Below are 16506 nucleotides of genomic sequence, written 5' to 3'. Positions count from 1 at the left end.
CAGGAGAGAATTTTTGCGCGTAAGCCGGTCACTTACGATAAAGCAGATGGCGACAGTTTCGCTGGTTGCGATTATCACCATCAGTATCTTTATCGTCATCCAACTGTTTCATTTTGTGCAGCAGCGCAGGATTGACTACGCCCAGCAGATGGAGAATATCGCGCACACCGTCCGTCAGCCGCTGTCGGAAGCGGTGCTGCGCGCCGATATTCCTCAGGCCGAACGTATTCTTCACTCCCTGAAACCGGCCGGTATTTTATCGCGCGCCGATGTGGTGCTGCCGAATGCGTTCCAGGCTCTGCATGCAGATTTCGAGGTGGAAAAACCGGTGCCGCGTCTGGTCGCCCGCCTGTTTGAGCTGCCGGTGCAGATTACCCTGCCGCTCTATTCAGTCGAAAATACCGGGATGCCGAAGCCGCTGGCCTATCTGGTGTTGCAGGCTAACTCGACGCGCGTCTACCAGTTTATCCTCAGCACGCTCTCGACCATGATTATCACCTATCTGTTGCTGGCGCTGATTCTTTCCGTGGCGATCAGCTGGTGCATTAACCGGCTGGTGGTGCATCCGCTGCGCAATCTCTCTCGCGAACTGCAGGAGCTGCCGCCCCAGTCGATTCTGACGCACAAGCTGTCGCTACCGCAGAGCCACCGTGATGATGAAATCGGTATGCTGGTCCGTAGCTACAACCGCAATCAGCAGGTGCTGGAGTCGATCCATGATGAGATGAGCCGGCTGACGACCCATTTTCCCGTCACCGATTTGCCCAATCGCACTCTGTTTCTGGCGCTGGTCGATCAGTGCATGCGCATGCCTGAACAGTCACTGGGTCTGATGGTCATCCGCATTGAAACCCTCCAGGAAGCTAACGGCGTACTCAGCGATGAGCAGCGCGATACACTGATGCTGACGCTGGTGGAGAAGATCCGTAATACCCTGGACGACCATACTTTGCTGGCGCAGACCGGAACCAGCGATTTTGTTCTGTTAATGAAGCGCGCAAGCAATCCGTTCCGCGCACTGCGTCTGGCGCGCAACCTGATGATTCGCCTGAATCAGCCGGTTAACCTCCATCAGCTGCAGTTGCGCCCTAATCTCAGTATCGGTCTGGCGCTGCGTGAGGATCAGCCGCTGAGCGCGAATGAGCTGCTTGACCGCGCGACGTCGGCGATGATGTCGGCCCGTCATCAGGGCAAAAATCAGATCCTGTTCTTTGACGCCGCACTGACCGAGCGCGCGCAGAAGCGCCTGACTCAGGAGCATGACATCCTGCAGGGTCTGCATGATGATCAGTTCGCGCTTTACCTGCAACCGCAGGTCGATATGCGGACCGGCGCGTTAACCGGCGCCGAAGCCCTGTTGCGCATGCGCCAGCCAGACGGCAGTTATGGTCTTACCGAAGAATTTATTGCCAGCGCCGAAGAGATTGGCGTGATTAGCGCGATAGGTCGCTGGGTGTTTGAAGAGGCGTGCCGCATTCTGGCTGGCTGGCAGCGGCAGGGCATTATGCTGCCGCTGAGTGTGAATATTTCCGCTGTGCAACTGCGGGACACCGGCGTGGTCTCTCATCTGCAAGCCCTGCTGACGCGCCACCGCATCGCACCCGACACGCTGGTGCTGGAAGTGACAGAGACCGCTCAGCTTGATGATGCAGAACAGGCGATGTCGATGCTGCGCCTGTTGCAGCAGACCGGCGTCGCCGTGGCCCTGGATGATTTTGGCATGGGCTACTCCAACCTGAACTATCTGCATCAGCTGAAAGCGTTGCCGGTAAACAAGCTGAAGATGGATCGCAGCTTCGTGGCGGCGCTACCGCATGACGACACAATGGTCCGTATCGTCGCGGCTATCGCCGAGATTATCCACCTTGAAGTGATTGCCGAAGGCGTGGAAACAGCCGAGCAGCGCGACTGGCTTCTGGCGCGCGGTATCGCTATCGGGCAGGGCTATCTCTACGCTGAAGCCCTGCCTCTGACCCGATTTAATCAGGCGTGGATTGAAAACTCCTCACTGCCGCAATAATTGCCTGATTCATTGATTTTGCGAGAATTTTAGTTACAAAACCCCTTGCTGAAGCGTTTCAGTTCAGAATTACGATCCCAGGGTTTCCTGGGCGTTTGTCACCCTGTATTAATCACGTAAACAGAGTGTTATTTTCGGGTTACTGTCAGGCGCTACCTCTGTTGCCTGACAGTCACAATAACGAATCCGACAACATCACCTCACGGCGTTAGTGGACACCTGTTTATGAAAACCTCACTTTTTAAAAGCCTTTATTTCCAGGTGCTGATGGCGATTGGCATCGGCGTTTTGTTAGGCCATTTTTACCCGGAGTTAGGGACCCAGATGAAGCCGCTGGGAGATGCCTTTGTTAAGTTAATCAAGATGATTATCGCCCCGGTCATTTTCTGTACCGTGGTGACCGGCATCGCTGGCATGGAAAGCATGAAAGCGGTAGGACGGACCGGTGCGGTTGCGCTGCTCTATTTTGAAATTGTCAGCACCATCGCGCTGCTTATCGGCCTGATCGTGGTGAACGTGGTGCAGCCAGGTGCCGGGATGAACGTTGATCCTGCCACGCTGGATGCCAAAGCTGTGGCGATGTACGCGCAGCAGGCAGAGCAACAGGGTGTCGTCGCTTTCCTGCTGGATATTATCCCCAACAGCGTGATTGGCGCCTTTGCCAGCGGCAACATTCTGCAGGTACTGCTGTTTGCCATTCTGTTTGGTTTTGCCCTGCATCGTCTGGGTAACACCGGCACGCTGATTTTCAACGTGATTGAAAATTTCTCAAAAGTGATTTTCGGCATTATCAATATGATCATGCGTCTGGCACCGATAGGGGCATTCGGCGCAATGGCGTTCACCATCGGTAAATACGGCGTGGGTTCACTGGTGCAACTCGGCCAGCTGATTATCTGTTTCTATATCACCTGTATTCTGTTTGTGGTGATTGTGCTGGGGCTGATTGCGCGTCTGTTTGCCGGGTTCAGCATCTTCAAGTTTATCGCCTACATAAAAGAAGAGCTGCTGATTGTGCTGGGGACTTCCTCTTCCGAATCTGCGCTGCCGCGCATGCTGGATAAGATGGAGAAGCTGGGCTGCAAGAAATCGGTGGTCGGGCTGGTGATTCCCACCGGCTATTCCTTTAACCTGGACGGCACCTCGATTTACCTGACCATGGCGGCGGTATTTATTGCTCAGGCGACCAATGCGCACATGGATATCTTCCATCAGATTACGCTGCTGGTGGTGCTGCTGCTCTCTTCCAAAGGTGCGGCGGGGGTAACCGGTAGTGGATTCATCGTGCTGGCGGCGACGCTCTCTGCGGTGGGCCATCTGCCGGTGGCGGGTCTGGCGTTGATTCTCGGTATTGACCGCTTTATGTCCGAAGCCCGTGCGCTGACTAACCTGATTGGTAACGGTGTAGCGACCGTGGTGGTGGCGAAATGGGTCGACCAGCTGGATCATAAACAGCTGACCGATACGCTGGCAGGCCGAAATAAAGAGAATAAAGCGACTGAATCTTCAATTTAATCATTGAATTTAACTTAAATCCCCACAAATGCCCGCTGTCGCTTGCCCTGACAGCGGGCATTTGCATAATAAACCCCACTTGTTTTTTTTGACGTTTTTCACTTCGTTACGCGACATCCTGAGCTTCCTGTGGTCAAACACTTTGTTGTTGGATAACAGCGCGATTCGGCGCCAGCCGATTCGTTAATAACAGCGGCAATATGCGCCAGTGATAACAATATTTGAATTATTTGAGTAGGGGTTCACATGCAGGGCACCAGAATTCGGCTTTTGGTTGGTGGATTAGTGCTGGCAAGCAGCTTTGGTCTCCAGGCAGAAACGCTGCAACCGGATCCGGCCTGGCAGGAAGGCAAGCTGGATAATGGATTTAACTGGCAGTTACTGGCCACACCGCAACGCCCCAGCGACCGCATTGAACTGCGGCTGGTGGTGAATACCGGTTCGCTGGTAGAGAGTGCGCAACAGACGGGCTTCAGTCATCTGCTGTCGCGCCTGGCGATGGTGCATAACACCGCGCTTGATAACAACCAGCAACGCGCGCTATGGCAACAGGCGATGGATCCACAGCGTCCGCTGCCGCCTGTCATTACCTCCTATGACTCCACCCAATATAATCTGAGTCTGCCGAATAACCGTCCCGAACTGCTGAAAGAAGCACTGAACTGGCTGGCGGCCACGGCGGGCAATATGGCTATCACCGAACAGGTGGTCAACACTGCGCTGGCCGCCTCCGATCCGGTGGCGACCTGGCCGAAAGATTCGCAGGATGTCTGGTGGCGCTACCGCCTGAAAGGCTCTGCGCTGCTGGCGCACGATCCCGCCGCGCAACCGCGCGCACCTGTCGATTTAACCCAGCTCAACGATTTTTATCATCAGTGGTACACCCCGGATGCGATGACGCTCTACGTTGTTGGCAATGTTGATAGCCGGAACCTTTCTGAGCAGATCAACAAAACCTTCTCGGCGCTAACCGGAAAACGTGAAACGCCTGCACCTCTGCCCACCCTGTCGCCGCTGCCGCACGAGCCGGTGAATCTGGTGAGCAGCAACATGACGCAGGATCGTCTCTCACTGGTGTGGGATACGCCGTGGCAACCGATTCGGGACTCCCAGAATCTGCAACGTTACTGGCAGGGCGACCTGGCCCGTGAAGCGCTGTTCTGGCATGTCCAGCGTGCGCTCAGCGACAGCAAGGCGCAGGGCATCCAGGTGGGATTTGATTGCCGCGTGCTCTATCAGCGTGCGCAGTGCTCGATCAACATGGACGGTCGCAACGACAACCTGGCACAGAATATGAATCTGGTGGCGCGCGAGCTGGCGAACGTGCGTGATAAAGGCATTCCGCAGGAGGAGTTTGATGCGCTGATGGCGCAGAAGCTGCTGGAGCTGAATAAGCTCTTTACCACCTATGCCCGCACCGATACCGATGTGCTGATGAGCCAGCGCCTGCGATCTCAGCAGAACGCCGTGGTCGATATTGCGCCTGAGCAGTATCAGAAGCTGCGTCAGACTTTCCTGGCCGGCCTGACCCGTGAACAGTTGAACCAGGAGCTGCGCCAGCAGCTGACGCAGGAACTGATGATGGTTCTGATTCAGCCGGAAGGCGAAGCGGAAACTAACGTGAAGAGCCTGCAGGAGAGCTGGGACAAAGTAATGTCACCGGCAACGGCACCGGCGACCAGCAATGAAGCCAGCCCGCCGGATAGCAACGTCAAAGACGTTCCGCCCGCCGCTTAACGTCAGGTTTTTGCCCTGAGCCACTCGGTCACTAACATCGGCCAGCTGGCGAGGGGCAAATCTGCCACGCCACGGATACCAAATCCGTGCCCGCCTTTCTGATAGAAATGCACCTCTGCCGGCACCTTATGCTCACGCAGCGCGCCAAAAAACGCCATGCTGTGATTCACCGAGACATCATCATCGTCGGCGGCGTGGATCAACAGTGTCGGTGGCACCAGCGGATGAACACGGGTTTCCATTGAATAGGCTTCAATGGTTTTCTGATCCGGCCACGCACCCAGCAGGCGGGTTCTGGCACCCTCATGGGCAATGCCATCACGCATGCTGATCAGCGGATAAACCAGTACCATCGCATCCGGACGCGGCGAGAAGTTTTCTGCGCCATCCTGCACCGGATAGAGTTTCTCTGCGAAACGCGTTCCCAGACTGGCTGCCACGTGGCCGCCCGCCGAAAAGCCCATCATCACAATGTATTTACCGTTCAGGCCACGCTGTGCCCGTTCACGCAGGACGCGAACCGCACGCTGCGCATCGGCCAATGGCGCGTCGGGACCTTCATGATGTCCATCATAGGGCAGGCGATAGGTCATGACCGCCAGGGTGTAACCCATCGATGTAAAGAAGGTGGCCAGGGCGCTGCCTTCACGATCGATCATCACGCGCTGATAGCCACCACCCGGTGCAACCAGCAGGGTAATCCCGTTTGATTCTACCGGATGCCAGATCGCCATCTCCGGGCAACGTACGCCGGTCGCTGCGCGATCGTAAGGCTCATACTCTTTTGCCATATCGACGATCTGCGGCTCTGCGCGCGAATCGCTGGCGCCTGGCGCATCACCGTGTGGCCAGATATTAATAATTTCTGTGTGCATAAATAGATCCTGATGCGGGGAATATTTTAATTGTTTTGTTCGCGGCCGGAGAGAACAGCGTCCTGCTGTCTTTTGATTAAAAGATGGTCTTTTTTCAGGCGGTCGTCCATCCGAAAAGGGCAAATCTGACCAGATTCGGACTATGCCTGGTGGTGGATCCATTTATATAAATGATTAATTTTAATCAATAAATTATAAGGCGGGTTGAAGAGGGATGCCGCTGGAAGTCCGTCATTAACCACGAATTTGCAGCTTAAGGTAAATGGCTGGCATGGCTCGCTTTGTTAGCCAAAATTTACCGGATATCACGCTGTGTGCTGTTCAGACAGCATAATGATTTTACCGCCAGAATCACGTTCACTTCGCTGCAGGGGCTTAAGTGCCAGTCTCATTTGGGAATGTTCAGCGTCGGGCAGTTTCCTGTTGGTTGATGAGGTTTAACATAACATCAGCCGTTCATTCACAACGGTAAGATGAATTCCATGTTTGATAACGATCTCTCTACCCGGCAAACCTTCTCTCGTTTGTGGCCGACGATTTCTCCCTTCAGACTGGGGCTGGTGGTTGCGGGTGTCGCCCTGATCGTCAACGCTGCAATCGATCCATTGATGCTGACGTTGCTGAAGACGCTGCTTGACGATGTGATTGGCAGGAATAACCACGGCATTCTGATCTGGATGCCGCTGGTGATTATCGGGCTGATCCTGGTCCGCGGTGTGAGCGGCTATATCTCCAGTTACTGTATCTCCTGGGTGTCAGGCAAAGTGGTCATGGCCCTGCGTTGTCGACTGTTCAGCCATATGATGGGCATGCCGGTGGCTTTTTTTGATCAGCAATCAACCGGCACGTTGCTCTCCCGTATCAGCTACGACTGCGAACAGGTCGCCTCCTCTTCGTCCGGTTCGCTGGTGACGGTGGTCCGTGAGGGAGCCTCTATTCTTGGCCTGTTTGTGATGATGTTCTACTACAGCTGGCAGCTTTCCCTGATCCTGCTGGTGCTGGCACCCATTGTGTCGCTGGCGATTCGCATCGTCTCCAGGCGCTTTCGCGGTATTAGCAAGAACATGCAGAACACCATGGGGCAGGTAACGTCTCATGCAGAGCAGATGCTGAAAGGTCATAAAGAGGTACTGATGTTCGGCGGCCAGCAGGTCGAGACGACCCGCTTCGAACAGGTCAGCAACAACATGCGTCGTCAGGGGATGAAAATGGTCTCAGCGACCTCGCTCTCCGATCCCATTATTCAGCTGCTCGCCTCCTCTGCGCTCGCCTTTGTGCTCTATGCGGCGAGTTTTCCCTCTGTGATGGCCACACTGACGGCGGGTTCTATCAGTGCGGTGTTTTCCGCCATGCTGATGCTGATGCGTCCGTTAAAGTCACTGACTAACGTTAACGCCCAGTTCCAGCGCGGTATGGCTGCCTGTCAGACACTGTTTGCCATCCTGGATACTGAACAGGAAAAAGATGAAGGAACATACGTGGTTGAACGCGCGACCGGCAATATAGAATTTCGCGATGTCACCTTTACCTATCCGGGATCGGAAACGCCCGCGCTGGAGCATATTAACCTGACCATTCCCGCCGGTAAAACTGTGGCGCTGGTGGGCCGTTCCGGTTCGGGTAAATCGACTCTCGCCAGCCTGCTGACACGCTTTTACGACATCGACAGCGGAGAGATTTTGCTGGATGGTCATGCGCTGCGTGACTACACCCTGGCCTCGCTGCGTGAGCAGGTGGCACTGGTCTCTCAGCTCGTTCACCTCTTCAACGACACGGTCGCCAACAACATCGCTTATGCCCGTACCGACGTCTTCAGCCGTGAAGCAATCGAAAAGGCGGCACAGATGGCCCATGCTATGGAATTCATTAATAAAATGGATAACGGACTGGATACAGTGATTGGGGAGAACGGGGTGCTGTTGTCGGGTGGGCAGCGCCAGCGCATCGCGATTGCCCGCGCCCTGCTGCGCGACAGTCCAATTCTGATCCTCGACGAGGCGACCTCGGCGCTGGATACCGAATCTGAACGCGCCATTCAGTCTGCGCTGGAGACGCTGCAGCAGAACCGGACCACGCTGATCATCGCTCACCGGCTCTCAACCATTGAAAAGGCCGATGAAATTCTGCTGGTAGAAGAGGGGAGGATTGTGGAGCGCGGCTCGCATCAGCAGCTCCTGCAGAAGAACGGCGCGTATACACGGCTCTATAAGATGCAGTTCAGCCAGCCGCTGTGTGCGTAAGAGGTGTGAATGCCAGAAGCTAAAAAATGCGCCTCCGGGCGCATTTTCGTCATCACCATTCGCTGATCGATCTTCACGACGCTAACGGCTACAGCATCATTCAGGCATCGCCGCTGCCGGAATTATCGCGCCACGATGCTGAATCACGGTACTGGCTGTCAGATGCCCACGCTGCGCGGCTTCCTCCGCAGAAGCCCCGGTCAGACGGCGCGCCAGATACCCGGCACTGAATGAATCACCGGCAGCAGTCGTATCGATCACTTTCTCTTTCGCCAGACGCACCGCAGGCACATCAATCAGCGGCGCATCGCCGGTGACCACCAGACAGGAGTCGGCACCGCGCTTAATCACGATTTCGCTGGCGCCCGCCTGACGGGTTCGTGCGATAACCTCTTCCAGCGGCGCTTCGCCCCACAGCAGATGCTCATCATCCAGTGTCAGGAAGGCGATATCGGTACAGTTCAGCATGGCGCGATATGCAGCCTGCGCACTGGCGCGATCGGCCCATAAACGCGGGCGGTAGTTATTATCAAAAATCACCTTGCCGCCATTTGCCCGGCAACGGGCCAGTAGCGTCATTAGCTTCTCACGGCTGGACGGCGGCAGAATAGCCAGACTGATGCCGCTGAGATAGAGATAATCGTAGTGCGACAATTGCCCGGCTATCTCCTCAGATTGCGGGCTATCAAGCCAGTAACGCGCCGCAGCATCGCTGCGCCAGTACCAGAAAGTACGCTCGCCATCGGCATCCGTTTCAATCACATACAGGCCCGGCATCTTATTATCGAGGCGCTGGATCAGGTCCGTATTCACCTTCTCCTGCTGCCAGGCGGCGATCATCTGATCGCTGAACGAATCCGTTCCCAGCGCAGTGACATAATCGACCCGCAACTGCTGCTCATCGACCTGGCGGGCGAGATAAACTGCCGTGTTAAGCGTATCGCCGCCAAAGCCCCGTTTGATGTTCTCACCCTTTTCGGACAGCTCAATCATGCATTCGCCAATAATGGCGATTTTCTTGTGCGTCATGGTTTCAGACCTGTAGTGAAATATCGTCCTAGTCTCGCGTCTGGTATGGCAGACGTCAATGATTTTAAAACGCCGTTTTAATTTAACTTAAGGCATGAAACAGCCTCGATCTGGCAGATAAACGCGGCTAACGTCGGCTTGTTTAGCCGATTATGTTAGCGAGACGGCTGATAAACTCGCCGTTTTATATTGCCATGCCGTTCATCTTAATATCACAGGCACTTTTGATAATCGCTCAGTCACCCATTTTGGGGACTTGTTACCACTCAGGGAAATAGCATGGTGATGGAGAGTATTAGCCAATGGCTGCCGTCTTCAAACGACCTTAAACTCCACCCGGAAACCCCGCTCTTCTGGCAACAATGTCATCGACGCTATCGGTTTCAGCCCATCTACCGGGTTACCGGTCAATTACTTGCCATTGAACTCCTGACTGCCGTGTCGCATCCTTCTGAACCGGAACGGAATCTTTCGCCTGAAGCCTGGTTTGCCGGACTCGATATTGCCCGGCGCCTGGATGTCGTGCATGAGCAGCTTGAACTGCTGGCAGAATGGAGCGAATTTTTTAAGCGCAGTGATATGGTCGCTTCGGTCAACATAGACGGTCCTTCACTGCTCGCCATTCAGCAACGACCCGCCATTCGCCGCCTGATTGCCCAGCTGCCCTGGATACGGTTTGAGCTCACCGAGCATCAGGCGCTGCCGCAGGAGGAGAAAGTGGCGAAAATACCGGAACTGGGGCCGCTGTGGCTGGATGATTTTGGTTCAGGTATGGCAAATTTCTCAGCGCTGACTGAACTGAAATATGATTACATCAAGCTGTCGCGCGACCTGTTTATTATGCTGGGCACGACGGATGAAGGGCGGAGTCTCTTTTCGATGCTGCTTGCGCTGATTAATCGTTACTGTAACGGTGTCATTGTTGAAGGGGTGGAAACGGAAGCGCAGTGGCAGCAGGTCAAAGCGTCGCCTGCGATTGCTGCACAGGGCTATTACTTTTCGCGTCCCGTCCCCTTTTCTGAATTGAATCACCTCACTCTCCAGCTTCCCTGATGCCGTTGCTCGTGGTCTCGACTATCTTTAACGCAGACCGTGAATGTGCAAGGAGAAAGCGTAATGTCGCGTACCGGGAAAATCGTCAGCTGGGTAGCAGGTATTCTGGTGCTGTTGATTGTGGTGATTATCGTTGTGATCGCTACCTTTGACTGGAACCGCCTGAAGCCCAACATTAATCAGAAAGTCTCAACAGAATTAAACCGTCCCTTTGCGATACGCGGGGATCTGGGCATCGACTGGGCACGAAATCGCGACGAGGCAGGCTGGCGGCGCTGGGTGCCGTGGCCGCAGATCCATGCGGAAGATATTATGCTGGGCAACCCGCCTGACATTTCTGACGTCACCATGGTGCATCTGCAGCGTGTCGACGCCACGCTGTCACCCCTGTCGTTACTGCATAAAGAGCTGTTCATCCCGTGGATTAAGCTGCAGCGACCCGATGCGCGACTGATCCAGACCGCCGATAAAAAGAACAACTGGACCTTTACCCTTGCTGACAGCGACAAGGATGAGAAGAATGCCGCGCCATCGGCCTGGTCCTTCCGTCTGGATAATATTCTGTTTGATCAGGGCCAGATTCGTTATCGCGACGCCATTAACCGCGCCGATGTCACGGTACAGGTCAATCCACTGGGCAAACCGGTGCCGTATACGCAGATCGCCGGAGGCGATGACCAGCAGAAAGGCGCAGGCGACTTTGTCTTTGGCTGGCAGGCCAGCGGCACCTACAACAACGAGAAACTCACTGGCGACGGCAAGATTGGGGGCATGCTGTCATTGCGAAGCCAGAACACCCCCTTCCCGATTCAGGCCGATGTGCGCAACGGCACCACGCGGGTTCAGGTGACTGGCGGTTTGCAGGATCCAATGAACCTCGGCGGGCTTAACGTGCGACTACGCTTCTCGGGCGATACGCTGGCTAATCTTTATGGCCTGACCGGTGTTCTGTTGCCTGACACACCGCCTTATGAAACTGACGGCCATCTGATAGCGAAATTCAATGGTAAAAAGGGCGCGGTCTACCGCTATGAGAAATTCAATGGTCACATTGGTGACAGCGATATTCATGGCTCGCTGATCTACAGCCAGGTCAAACCTCGCCCGACGCTCAGCGGCGAAATGACCTCTGAGCAACTGCGTATGGCCGATCTGGGTCCACTCATTGGCGTGGACTCCGGTAAAGGCAGTGAAAAAACCGCGCAGGCCAAAGCGCGTCGCGGTGAGAAATCGAACCAGCCTGCTGATCGCGTGCTGCCGCATGATAAATTCGAGACCAAAAACTGGGATGTGATGGATGCCGACGTGAAGTTCAGCGGCAAACGGATCGAACACAGTAATTCACTGCCGTTAAGCGATCTCTATACCCACTTACAGATGAAAAACGGCGATCTGCTGCTGGATCCGCTGCGCTTTGGTGTAGCGGGCGGCAATCTCAACAGCACTATCCGACTGGAGGGTGACCACTCGCCAATGCGCGGTCGGGTTGACCTTCATGTTCGTAAGCTGCAACTGCGTCAGCTCTTCCCGACGGTGGAGGCGATGAAGAACAGCCGTGGCCAGCTCAATGGCGATGCCAGCTTTACCGGCACCGGTAACTCAGTGGCCGACCTGCTGGGAACCAGTAACGGTCAACTCAAACTGCTGATGAATGACGGTCTGATCAGCCGCAGCCTGATGGAAATTGCTGGTCTCAATGTCGGTAACTATGTGGTGGGTAAACTGTTTGGCGATGACCAGGTGCGCATCAACTGCGCCGCCACCGATCTCAAACTGCAGAATGGTGTGGCAACGCCCAACCTGTTTGTGTTTGACACCGAGAACGCGATTATCAATGTCTCCGGCAACGCAAACTTCGCCAGCGAGCGGCTTGATTTGTCGGTGAATCCGGAGAGTAAAGGCATTCGCATCGTGACGCTGCGCTCGCCGCTCTATGTGCGCGGCACCTTTAAAAATCCTGATGCGGGCGTGAAAACGGGGCCACTGCTGGCGCGTGGTGCCGCTGCCGTGGCGCTGGGCGCGGTCGTAGGTCCTGCAGCGGCGCTGCTGGCACTGATCTCTCCAAGTGATAACGAAGATAACCAGTGCAGCACCGTCCTGCAGCAGATGAAGCAGAAGAAGTAACTAGTTGCGGTAGAGCACTTTGATAATGTGATAACCAAAGCCGGTCTTTACCGGCCCGTAAGGCGTCAGCAGCGGGCAGGTAAAGACCGCTTTATCAAAGGCCGGTACCATCTGTCCCTGCCGGAACTCGCCCAGATCGCCACCCTTCCGGCCGGAAGGACAGGTTGAGTGCTTCTTTGCCAGCTCCTGAAAATTGCCGCCTTTCGCCAGTTTCGCCAGAATCTCTTTTGCCAGCGCTTCCTCTTTAACGAGGATGTGTAAAGCCGCCGCGGTTTTCGCCATGTTGATATCTCGGTTGTGTATAATTGCCGCCCAGTATAAACCCCTTTCTTTTGATCTAATCAGGCGATTTCTCCTATGCGTTTAAACCCCAGCCAACAACGTGCCGTCGAATTTGTTACCGGTCCCTGTCTGGTGCTGGCGGGCGCGGGATCGGGCAAAACCCGCGTGATTACCAATAAAATCGCCCACCTGATTCGTGAATGCGGCTATCAGGCGCGCCATATCGCTGCGGTGACCTTTACCAATAAGGCCTCGCGCGAAATGAAAGAGCGTGTGGCGCAAACCCTGGGCCGCAAAGAGGCACGCGGCCTGCTGATTTCGACCTTCCATACGCTGGGACTGGAGATCATCAAACGCGAAACCGCGGCGCTGGGCATGAAGTCCAACTTCTCCCTGTTCGACGATCAGGATCAGCTTGCGCTGCTGAAAGAGCTGACCAAAGAGTGGCTGGAAGAGGATAAGACGCTGTTACAGCAACTCATTTCCACCATCTCGAACTGGAAGAATGATCTGATCGATCCGCAGGGTGCCGCCGCGCTGGCGCGTTCGCAACAGGATAATATTTTTGCTCACTGCTATGCCCTTTACAGCCAGCATCTTAAGTCGTGCAACGTGCTCGATTTCGATGACCTGATTCTGCTGCCGACGCTGCTGCTGCAGCGTAATCAGGAGGTGCGTGAACGCTGGCAGCAGCGTATCCGCTATCTGCTGGTGGATGAGTATCAGGACACCAACACCAGTCAGTATGAGCTGGTTAAACTGCTGGTTGGCGCACGGGCGCGCTTCACGGTGGTCGGCGATGACGATCAGTCCATCTACTCCTGGCGTGGTGCGCGGCCGCAGAATCTGGTGCTGCTGAATCAGGACTTCCCTGCGCTGGAGGTCGTGAAGCTGGAGCAGAACTACCGCTCTTCGCAGCGCATCCTGAAGGCGGCGAATATCCTGATTGCTAACAACCCGCACGTCTTTGAAAAAAAATTGTTTTCGGAACTGGGGCAGGGCAGCGAGCTGAAAGTGCTGACCGCTAACAGCGAAGAGCATGAGGCGGAACGGGTGACCGGCGAACTGATCGCACATCACTTTATCAACCGGACGCAGTATAAAGATTACGCGATCCTCTATCGCGGCAATCATCAGTCACGGACCTTTGAAAAGTTTCTGATGCAGAACCGCATCCCTTATCGCATCTCTGGTGGCACTTCGTTCTTCTCGCGACCCGAGATCAAAGATCTGCTCGCCTATTTGCGCGTGCTGACCAATCCTGAAGATGACAGCGCGTTCCTGCGTATCGTCAATACGCCGCGCCGTGAGATTGGCCCGGCTACGCTGCAGAAGCTCGGTGAGTGGGCCAATCTGCGCAGCAAGAGCCTGTTTAATGCCAGTTTTGATGTCGGCCTGGGGCAGACGCTAAGTGGCCGTGGTCTGGAGCATCTGCAGCGCTTCACCCACTGGCTGAATGAGATTATCCAGCTCACTGAACGTGAACCCGTGAATGCGGTGCGCGATTTGATCCGCGGCATCGACTACGAAAGCTGGCTGTTCGAAACCTCCGGCAGTCCGAAAGCCGCCGAAATGCGGATGAAGAACGTCAACACGCTGTTTCAGTGGATGACAGAAATGCTGGAAGGCACTGATATTGATGAGCCGATGACGCTGGCGCAGGTGGTAACGCGCTTTACTCTGCGCGACATGATGGAACGCGGTGAAAGTGATGAAGAGCTGGATCAGGTACAGCTGATGACGTTGCACGCCTCTAAAGGACTGGAGTTCCCCTATGTGTTCCTGGTGGGCATGGAAGAGGGGCTGTTGCCGCATCAGAGCAGCATTGATGAGAACAATATCGAAGAGGAGCGACGGCTGGCTTACGTCGGGATCACCAGGGCGCAGAAAGAGCTGACCTTTACCCTGTGTCGTGAACGCCGGCAATATGGCGAGTTAATCCGGCCTGAACCCAGCCGTTTTCTGCTGGAGCTGCCGCAGGACGATTTGCAATGGGAGACCGAGCGCAAAGTGGTCAGCGCGGAAGAGCGGATGAAAACCGGACAGAGCCGTGTCGCCGGTCTGAGAGCGATGCTGGATAAGGCGAAAAAGAGTTAAATCGGTGCAGGAGGCGAAGGCACTTCGCCTCACACGGGTACCATTACGACAGGGTTAACAACCAGTGGACGTAAGACTGATAGTGGCTTTCCTGCTCCAGCAGTTCGCTGCGCAGCGGATGCGCTTCCAGCCAGCCTGCGGGCAGGGTCAGATGCAGGGCATCGTCGTCTGCCTGTAGCCGCACAGCAGGCAGGGTGTCGTCGCGACGGCGGGTGGAGAAAATAATCGCCAGTCGCAGCAGACGGCACATCCTTTCCGCCAGACGCGGCGGCAGGGCGTTTTGCTGGGTCAGCAACGCCAGGTCGATGCTGCCGCTCTGGTTTTGCAGCAAACAGGCCAGCAGCTTCTTCTGCGCCGGTGTGAAGCCGGGAAGGTCGAGGTGACGGACCAGATACGCCGCGTGCTGTGGCGCATGACGGAAGTCGACGCTCAGGCCGATTTCGTGGATCGCGCAGGCGCTGAGTAACAGCTCACGGCAGCGCTGATCCAGCTTCCACGGCGCAGAAACCTGACGGAAGAAACTTTCTGCCAGTTGACGCACGCGGTCTGCCTGTTCGACATCGATGCTGAAACGGCGCTGGACGTTGTGCAGCGTGCGGGTGCGGATATCGCGGTCAATAGGCAGATGCAGCATGCCGTAGACCAGTCCTTCCCGCAGTGCGCCGCCCGCCAGTGTCATGCTATCAATGCTGAGTTCCTGGAAGATGGCGATCAGGATCGACAGGCCACTGGGGAAGACCAGCGCCCGCTCCAGCGTCAGCCCTTCGATTTCCAGCTCTTCCAGTTTGCCGCACTGAATAGCGCGCTGCTTCAACTGCTGCAGTTTATTCAGCGTGATGCGCTCATCCATGCCCTGCGCCACCATGATCTCCTGCAGTGCCTGAACCGTGCCGGATGCCCCGACACAGGCCTGCCAGCCCTGTTCACGCAGTTGCGCTGCCACGGGCTGGATCATCTCACGCGCCGCCAGTTCGGCCTGATCAAAGTTCTCTTTGGCCAGGTGACGATCGCTGAAGAAGCGCTCCAGCCACGTCACACAGCCCATCGACAGACTAAACAACACCGAAGCATGTGAGCCATCGCCGGTGGCCAGCTCGGTGCTGCCGCCGCCGATATCGACCACTAAACGCTGGTCGGACCCGCCCGTGGTGTGGGCCACGCCCTGATAGATCAGGCGCGCCTCTTCTTCACCGCTGATAACGTTGATAGTACAGCCGAGAATCTGTTGAGCCGTATCAAGAAAGGTCTGCGCATTGGCAGCCAGACGCAATGTGGCGGTCGCCACCACGCGAATCTGATCGGGGGGAATATCCTGCAGTTGTTCAGAGAAGAGTCTGAGGCATTGCCAGCCACGCGACATCGCATCGGCTGACAGCAGGTTATTTTTATCCAGGCCGGCAGCAAGGCGAACCTTGCGCTTTATTTTTGCGATGGTCTGAATACTGCCAGAGACCTCGCGCACCACCAACATATGAAAGCTGTTAGATCCTAAATCAATCGCTGCATAAAGTGACGATGCGCTTAGCATGGTGCC

Annotated in this window: 11 protein-coding genes; 7 read left to right on the top strand and 4 right to left on the bottom strand. The window is 55.6% G+C overall.

The annotated features are described in order from the left end of the window. The first annotated feature begins 13 nt into the window (after window positions 1–13). From hmsP to NP77_RS00365, 3 genes are all read left to right on the top strand, one after another. The gene (hmsP, locus tag NP77_RS00375; protein WP_039658624.1) at window positions 14–2020 is read left to right on the top strand and encodes a biofilm formation regulator HmsP; all 2007 of its coding nucleotides are present in this window, start codon (window positions 14–16) and stop codon (window positions 2018–2020) included. A 225-nt stretch (window positions 2021–2245) separates the two neighbouring features. Beyond that, a complete protein-coding gene (locus tag NP77_RS00370; RefSeq protein ID WP_003851983.1) occupies window positions 2246–3535 on the top strand; it encodes a dicarboxylate/amino acid:cation symporter in 1290 nt (429 codons plus the stop codon). Window positions 3536–3781: 246 nt separating this feature from the next. Next, complete coding sequence (locus NP77_RS00365) at window positions 3782–5272, top strand: pitrilysin family protein (RefSeq protein WP_008926420.1); 1491 nt, start codon at window positions 3782–3784, stop codon at window positions 5270–5272. Window positions 5273–5274: 2 nt separating this feature from the next. On the opposite strand, the gene NP77_RS00360 is transcribed toward NP77_RS00365, so the two are convergent. Further along, window positions 5275–6147: an alpha/beta hydrolase gene (locus NP77_RS00360; protein ID WP_003851978.1), complete on the bottom strand. Its 873-nt coding sequence runs from the start codon at window positions 6145–6147 to the stop codon at window positions 5275–5277. A 482-nt stretch (window positions 6148–6629) separates the two neighbouring features. On the opposite strand from NP77_RS00360, the gene msbA reads away from it, so the two are divergent. Further along, window positions 6630–8387 (top strand): lipid A ABC transporter ATP-binding protein/permease MsbA, encoded by a 1758-nt coding sequence (gene msbA / locus NP77_RS00355; protein ID WP_039658623.1) that lies wholly within the window; start codon window positions 6630–6632, stop codon window positions 8385–8387. Window positions 8388–8483: 96 nt separating this feature from the next. On the opposite strand, the gene NP77_RS00350 is transcribed toward msbA, so the two are convergent. Then, a complete protein-coding gene (locus NP77_RS00350; protein ID WP_039658622.1) occupies window positions 8484–9416 on the bottom strand; it encodes a sugar kinase in 933 nt (310 codons plus the stop codon). 279 nt (window positions 9417–9695) lie between these two features. Between NP77_RS00350 and pdeH the strand changes: the two genes are divergently transcribed. Continuing rightward, window positions 9696–10469 (top strand): cyclic-guanylate-specific phosphodiesterase, encoded by a 774-nt coding sequence (pdeH, locus tag NP77_RS00345; protein ID WP_003851972.1) that lies wholly within the window; start codon window positions 9696–9698, stop codon window positions 10467–10469. Window positions 10470–10532: 63 nt separating this feature from the next. Next, window positions 10533–12593, top strand: coding sequence for an AsmA family protein (locus tag NP77_RS00340; RefSeq protein ID WP_039658621.1), 2061 nt, complete (start codon window positions 10533–10535; stop codon window positions 12591–12593). Here NP77_RS00340 and ppiC read toward each other — a convergent pair whose 3' ends face one another. Beyond that, the gene (ppiC, locus tag NP77_RS00335; protein ID WP_008926423.1) at window positions 12594–12875 is read right to left on the bottom strand and encodes a peptidylprolyl isomerase PpiC; all 282 of its coding nucleotides are present in this window, start codon (window positions 12873–12875) and stop codon (window positions 12594–12596) included. A 75-nt stretch (window positions 12876–12950) separates the two neighbouring features. On the opposite strand from ppiC, the gene rep reads away from it, so the two are divergent. Beyond that, window positions 12951–14972, top strand: coding sequence for a DNA helicase Rep (gene rep, locus NP77_RS00330; protein ID WP_003851968.1), 2022 nt, complete (start codon window positions 12951–12953; stop codon window positions 14970–14972). Window positions 14973–15015: 43 nt separating this feature from the next. Here the strand turns inward: rep and gppA are convergent, their stop codons facing one another. Then, on the bottom strand, window positions 15016–16500 hold the full coding sequence (gene gppA, locus NP77_RS00325; protein WP_003851967.1) for a guanosine-5'-triphosphate,3'-diphosphate diphosphatase: 1485 nt from the start codon (window positions 16498–16500) through the stop codon (window positions 15016–15018). Window positions 16501–16506: the final 6 nt, after the last annotated feature.

Origin of the sequence: Pantoea sp. MBLJ3 (assembly GCF_000816655.1) — a bacterium.
In the GTDB taxonomy this organism is placed as follows: Bacteria; Pseudomonadota; Gammaproteobacteria; order Enterobacterales; family Enterobacteriaceae; genus Pantoea; species Pantoea eucalypti.
This window is presented reverse-complemented; position numbering and strand designations above follow the sequence as displayed.

Excerpts from the sequence above, each read along its gene's own strand:
- NP77_RS00370 (WP_003851983.1), top strand. The coding sequence starts at position 2,246 with ATGAAAACCTCACTTTTTAAAAGCCTTTATTTCCAGGTGCTGATGGCG.
- NP77_RS00365 (WP_008926420.1), top strand. The coding sequence starts at position 3,782 with ATGCAGGGCACCAGAATTCGGCTTTTGGTTGGTGGATTAGTGCTGGCA.
- NP77_RS00360 (WP_003851978.1), bottom strand. The coding sequence starts at position 6,147 with ATGCACACAGAAATTATTAATATCTGGCCACACGGTGATGCGCCAGGC.
- msbA (WP_039658623.1), top strand. The coding sequence starts at position 6,630 with ATGTTTGATAACGATCTCTCTACCCGGCAAACCTTCTCTCGTTTGTGG.
- NP77_RS00350 (WP_039658622.1), bottom strand. The coding sequence starts at position 9,416 with ATGACGCACAAGAAAATCGCCATTATTGGCGAATGCATGATTGAGCTG.
- pdeH (WP_003851972.1), top strand. The coding sequence starts at position 9,696 with ATGGTGATGGAGAGTATTAGCCAATGGCTGCCGTCTTCAAACGACCTT.
- NP77_RS00340 (WP_039658621.1), top strand. The coding sequence starts at position 10,533 with ATGTCGCGTACCGGGAAAATCGTCAGCTGGGTAGCAGGTATTCTGGTG.
- ppiC (WP_008926423.1), bottom strand. The coding sequence starts at position 12,875 with ATGGCGAAAACCGCGGCGGCTTTACACATCCTCGTTAAAGAGGAAGCG.
- rep (WP_003851968.1), top strand. The coding sequence starts at position 12,951 with ATGCGTTTAAACCCCAGCCAACAACGTGCCGTCGAATTTGTTACCGGT.
- gppA (WP_003851967.1), bottom strand. The coding sequence starts at position 16,500 with ATGCTAAGCGCATCGTCACTTTATGCAGCGATTGATTTAGGATCTAAC.